The organism is Acinetobacter sp. YH18001, assembly GCF_013416975.1.
In the GTDB taxonomy this organism is placed as follows: Bacteria; Pseudomonadota; Gammaproteobacteria; order Pseudomonadales; family Moraxellaceae; genus Acinetobacter; species Acinetobacter pseudolwoffii.
Window position 1 is genome coordinate 1 of the sequence record NZ_VPEU01000081.1, and the last position, 5,328, is coordinate 5,328.

The 5,328-nt window shown below is 39.9% G+C and carries 5 protein-coding genes, 2 pseudogenes and 1 other annotated feature; of the genes and pseudogenes, 2 read left to right on the top strand and 5 right to left on the bottom strand.

All coding sequences use genetic code 11. The features are described from left to right. Positions 1 to 338, bottom strand: a 338-nt coding sequence (locus FTV48_RS13945; RefSeq protein WP_180000725.1) for an Arm DNA-binding domain-containing protein, incomplete at its 3' end; no start/stop codon positions are given. Positions 339 to 763: 425 nt separating this feature from the next. Here FTV48_RS13945 and FTV48_RS13950 point away from each other — a divergent pair. After that, a protein-coding gene (locus tag FTV48_RS13950) for an IS5 family transposase (RefSeq protein ID WP_373683536.1) occupies positions 764 to 1,511 on the top strand; the annotation gives its coding sequence in 2 pieces (ribosomal slippage) (positions 764 to 1,095 and positions 1,094 to 1,511; 750 coding nt in all). A gap of 10 nt (positions 1,512 to 1,521) precedes the next feature. On the opposite strand, the pseudogene FTV48_RS13955 reads toward FTV48_RS13950, so the two are convergent. The 4 genes and pseudogenes from FTV48_RS13955 to FTV48_RS13970 form a co-directional block, all read right to left on the bottom strand. Further along, positions 1,522 to 1,770, bottom strand: a pseudogene (locus FTV48_RS13955) (TSUP family transporter); the annotation flags it as partial. A gap of 41 nt (positions 1,771 to 1,811) precedes the next feature. After that, the gene (locus tag FTV48_RS13960) at positions 1,812 to 2,306 is read right to left on the bottom strand and encodes a flavin reductase (protein ID WP_005093807.1); all 495 of its coding nucleotides are present in this window, start codon (positions 2,304 to 2,306) and stop codon (positions 1,812 to 1,814) included. A gap of 98 nt (positions 2,307 to 2,404) precedes the next feature. After that, positions 2,405 to 3,448, bottom strand: coding sequence for a methionine synthase (locus FTV48_RS13965; RefSeq protein WP_004733166.1), 1,044 nt, complete (start codon positions 3,446 to 3,448; stop codon positions 2,405 to 2,407). 50 nt (positions 3,449 to 3,498) lie between these two features. Then, complete coding sequence (locus tag FTV48_RS13970) at positions 3,499 to 4,482, bottom strand: putative oxygenase MesX (protein ID WP_159138861.1); 984 nt, start codon at positions 4,480 to 4,482, stop codon at positions 3,499 to 3,501. 273 nt (positions 4,483 to 4,755) lie between these two features. Here FTV48_RS13970 and FTV48_RS13975 point away from each other — a divergent pair. Beyond that, positions 4,756 to 5,328, top strand: a pseudogene (locus tag FTV48_RS13975) (IS3 family transposase); the annotation flags it as partial. Further along, positions 5,031 to 5,147, top strand: a sequence feature (AL1L pseudoknot). (Overlaps the previous pseudogene by 117 nt.)

Sequence of the window (5,328 nt, forward strand, 5' to 3'; positions counted from 1 at the left end):
CATCGTGGTTCATCTTCAAAGGAATTTTTAATTTTAAATTCTAACCACTCTTCACAAATATCCTGAAAAGTTTTGATGTCTTTTTTATGCAGCAGTTTATTTTGATAATCATTAAATTTATATTCATCCCGGACTGATCTGGCCTCTTTCAAGGACATTACAGGATATTCGCCCAACTTCATGCGAGGACGTTTATTTGTCCCTACAAGTGAATAGCGGTAACTCCAAGATTTACGTCCATTTGGTTCTATCTTTAAACTTAAGCCGTCATCATCTGCCAGAAAATAGACTTTTTCCTTTGGTTTAGCCTGGCGTACCTTAATTTCCGTAAGACTCATGAATATTTAACCTAACCACAAATGACACTGCGCAATTCAATTATAGCAAATTTAAGCAATTTTCATATGATGCGTATCATACGCATCATATATTTTTATAAGTTATTGTTAAATAAAATTTATATTTAGATTAGCTATTCCTTAGTAACCAATTAATTAACCATTGATTTCGCAAGTCTTAAATTGGCATTTGAAGTGCAACCCCATGTTATGACTATTCACATTTCTGCTCCATGATTCATGGTTACTTATTACTTATATTATTATGTCAGGGGCGATACAAGAATTAGGTGGTTTATGTCGCACTTCAAGTTTTACTCTGCCCTGCAATACCCGCCCCAAAAAAGCAACCAATCGCCATGGGTGGTGCTAGGGCGTGTCATCAATTAGCTTGAGGAAAACCGCCTTGTCCCCATTATACTTTTATGACTAAACGCTATGCATTAAAAGATGAGCAGTGGGAACAGATTAAAGATCTGTTACCTGGACGAATGGGTACTGTTGGAGTAACGGCCAAAGATAACCGACTATTTGTTGAAGCGGTATTGTATCGGTATCGTTCAGGTATCCCGTGGCGAGACTTACCCGAATGCTTTGGTGATTTTAGAGTCGTGCATACTCGTTTTAGTCGTTGGGCTAAAACAGGTGTGTGGCAGAGAGTCTTTGAAGTACTGTCACATGACAGTGATAATGAATATGCCATGTTAGACTCCACCATTGTACGTGCTCATCAACACAGCGCTGGGGGGAAAAAATCAGGCGATTGGACGCAGTAAAGGGGGCTTAAGCACCAAAATTCATGCCCGTACTGATGCTTTAGGCAACCCAACAGGATTTTATCTCACTGATGGGCAGGTCCATGACTTAAACGGTTCAGATGTGTTGCTGGACTTATCGTTGAGCCAGACCTGGCTTATGGATAAAGCCTACAACTCCAGGGATCGAGTCATTGATCCAATTTTAGAGGCGAAGGGTCAAGTTGTGATGCCAGCGAAAAGTAATTCTATTGATCAGCGTGATTATGATCGAAATCTCTACAAGGCAAGACATCTGATCGAGAACTTTTTTGCCAAGCTCAAGCAGTATCGTGCTATTGCCACACGCTATGATAAATTGGCTCAAAACTTCTTATCAGCGATCTACCTGGCTTCAACAATCATTTGGCTTAATTGATGACACGCCCTAGATTTTTAAATACCGACCAAATCACAGCCCCATTTTTATGATGCGCCATCAATGAGCTAATCGAAGTAACAACAATGGTTGCTAAAGATGTGCCTAATGCGAGGTGCATAACCACATCGGGGTCATAACCCATTTGAGTAAAGACAATAAAAAGCAGTGGCACAATAATCGTACCACCGCCGACACCAAACAGCCCTGCTGCAAAACCAGCAAAAGCACCGATGACTAAAAAGGTTATAAGTTCCACAATAGACTAACTTTAAAAAATGAAAGGATTAAGGCGTTGAATTAAGCGTGTTCCAACTGACCCACTTGATGATAAGCACGGTTAAAATACACCAGGCTTTCTTCTTGATCGCTTTGTTGAACTTGAAGCACACGACACATGAAAATACTGTGTGTACCCACTTGCTGAATGTCCTGAATTTCACAGTCAAAACTGACCAAGGCATCTTGCAAAATAGGTGAACCAGTTTCCAACGCACTCCACTCACCTAAGTTGAAACGCTCTTCAGAACTGAATTTACTTGAAGCAAAAGCATTTGAAAGCTGTTCATGCTGAGTACTTAGTACGTTTACAGCCAAGACTTTATTTTCAACAAAATGGGCATGTGAACGGGAGGATTGATTCATACAGACCAATAACGTTGGCGGTGTATCCGTCACGCTACATACGGCAGATGCAGTAAATCCATGCATACCTGCTTTACTCGCAGTCGTAATAACATTCACTGCTGTGGTGAGTAAAGACATTGCATTTCTAAAGTCTGTTGCTTCAATCATCTCTTTCATCTCAAATGTACATATCACGTGCTCGTGCTTTAAGTAGAACAAATCATCTTGCAATAATTTGCCCCTGCTTCGCACGAGACTACGTTTGATTAAGCTTCTAGCTCTTTACGAACAATGGCAGCACCTGCGCTTAAAGCCTCAAGCTTGCCACGTGCAACTTGGCGAGAAAGTGGTGTCATACCACAGTTGGTTGAAGGATAGAGTTTATCTGCATCAACAAATTGAAGTGCTTTACGTAAGGTATTCGCCACTTCTTCTGCAGTTTCAACTTTGCTAGTTGCTACATCAATGGCACCCACCATCACTTTCTTACCACGGATCAATTCAATCAAATCCATTGGTACACGTGAGTTTTGGCATTCAAGTGAAATAATATCGAGCTTAGATTGTTGTAGTTTCGGGAATGACTCTTCGTATTGACGCCATTCATTACCTAAAGTTTGTTTCCAATCTGTATTGGCTTTAATGCCGTAACCATAGCAAATATGAACTGCAGTTTCACATTTTAGACCTTCAAGTGCACGTTCTAAGGTTGGTACACCCCAGTCATTCACTTCATCAAAGAATACGTTAAACGCAGGTTCATCAAATTGGATAATGTCTACGCCTGCTGCTTCAAGTTCTAAAGCTTCTTGGTTCAAAATTTTGGCAAATTCCCAAGCCAGTTTTTCACGGCTCTTGTAGTGTCCGTCAAAAAGTGTATCAATCATGGTCATTGGACCAGGCAACGCCCATTTAATTGGCTGACTGGTTTGGCTGCGTAAAAATTTCGCATCGTCTACAAACACTGCTTTTTTACGAGAAACTTCACCCACAACTGAAGGTACACTTGCATCATAACGATTACGAATACGCATGGTTTCACGCTTTTCGAAATCTACACCTTCAAGATGCTCAATAAACGTGGTTACAAAGTGCTGACGGGTTTGCTCACCATCACTCACGATATCGATACCTGCAGTGACTTGCTCATGTAATGATAATTTCAAAGCATCACGTTTAGCTTCTAATAATTCTTCGCCTTCAAGCTTCCATGCAGACCATAATTTTTCAGGTTCAGCTAACCAAGACGGTTTTGGCAAGCTACCCGCAGTTGAAGTTGGGAGTAAAAGTTTCGGTTGTGTAAGCGCCATGTCTAATCTTCTTTGTCTAAATTCGTAAATCTGTTTATCAATTTAATGGATTAAGCAGCTGTTTCGACTTCGAAATTTGCAGCCCATTCATTTAAAATGTCTTGATAAGGCTTAATGAAGTTTTCTTCCGTCCATTTACCTTGTTTAACTGCAAGCTCACCACGTTCCACACGGTCATAGACCACACGTGTAAGTGAATAATCGCCATAGCTTAGACTTGGTTGATACACCACACCTGCAGGAGAGTTGGTGTTGTAAATTTCAGGACGATAGATCCGTTGGAAACTTTCCATGGTCGCAATAGCACTGATCAATTCAAAATCAGTATAATCACGGACTAAATCGCCAGCGAAATAGAATGCTAATGGTGCATTACCACCTTCTGGTTTAAAGTAGCGTACACGTAAACCCATTTTGGCAAAATATTCATCGGTACGTGAATATTCATCATTTTTGTATTCCACACCCAAAATAGGATGTACGTTGGCTGTACGGAAATACGTTTTAGAGGTTGAAACGCTTAAGCAAATGACAGGTTGTTTTTTAAATTCTGCTTTAAATACATCTGAATTGACTAAATGTTGATAAAGCTTGCCATGTAGATTGCCAAAATCTTCAGGTTTTTCACCTACACCACAACCCAATTGTGGCAATACCACGCTGAAGTCGTAATCACGCACATAAGATGAGAAGCTATTGCCGATCATGCCTTCAATACGCTCACCTGTTTGATGGTCAATCACAACACTTTTAAGTGTTTCAATAAATGGGAAAGTTTGACCATTACCTTCAATATCAATTTCCGCAGAAATAATGTCAATCTCAAGTGAATAGCGATCACCTTTCGGGTTATCAACGGTTGCCAAGCTATTAAAACGGTTGTTGATCATCGCAAGGGTACGACGCAAGTTTTCTTCACGGCTTTCCCCACGTGCCAAATTGGCAAAGTTTGTGGTTAAACGTGTGTTTTCTGCTGGTGTATAATTCTCATCAAAACGGATACGTTTAATTGAACACTCAAATGCTGTACTCATGGAGATTGCCACCTAAAACTTTTATAAAAAGTTAAATTTCTGAATGGCTATATTTAAACGTGAATAAGAAAGTGAGTAAAACGATATAAATTCAGCTTAAGATGAGAAATACTCATCTTAATAAATTAAAGATGCTGAGGATTTTTAGTTATTCAGTAAGCTAAGCGGCTATCTAAAATCTTTATCTGAAATTGGTAATGTTTTTTGCAACTCTACCAAAGATAGAACCGTACCGGGTTTGTCGGAGAGTCAATATTCTGAGAGACTATCCCGATGACAAAATTAAAATATACCCCTGAAATCAGAGAAAGAGCGGTTCAATTATTGATTGAATCTGAAAAAGATTATCCTTCTACTTGGGCTGCAATCACAGCAATTGCGCCTAAGATTGGTTGTACTCCTGAAACACTTCGTGCCTGGCATCAAAAGCATTTAGATCAGCAAAATCCTATTAAAGTACAACAGGTATCTGACCAAGAAAAAATGAAGCAAATGGAACGTGAAATTAAAGAATTAAAACGTGCCAATGAAATTCTACGTAAAGCAGCCGCTTTTTTCGCCCAGGCGGAGCTCGACCGCCCACACAAATAATGGTGGATTTTATCCATAACAATAAAGACTTATATGGTGTTGATGCGATTTGTAGGATTTTACCGATCGCAGCTTCAACCTATTACCGGACTCTAGATCTCTGCGATGAGAAGCATTGCTTCGCAAGGGAACATCGAGCAAAGCGAGATTTACATGACTTGCATCATGCTGAGGAGATTAAACGAATTTGGAAGGAAAGTTCAGGTCGGTATGGTGTACGTAAAGTCTGGCAAAAACTGAAACGTGAAGGCTATA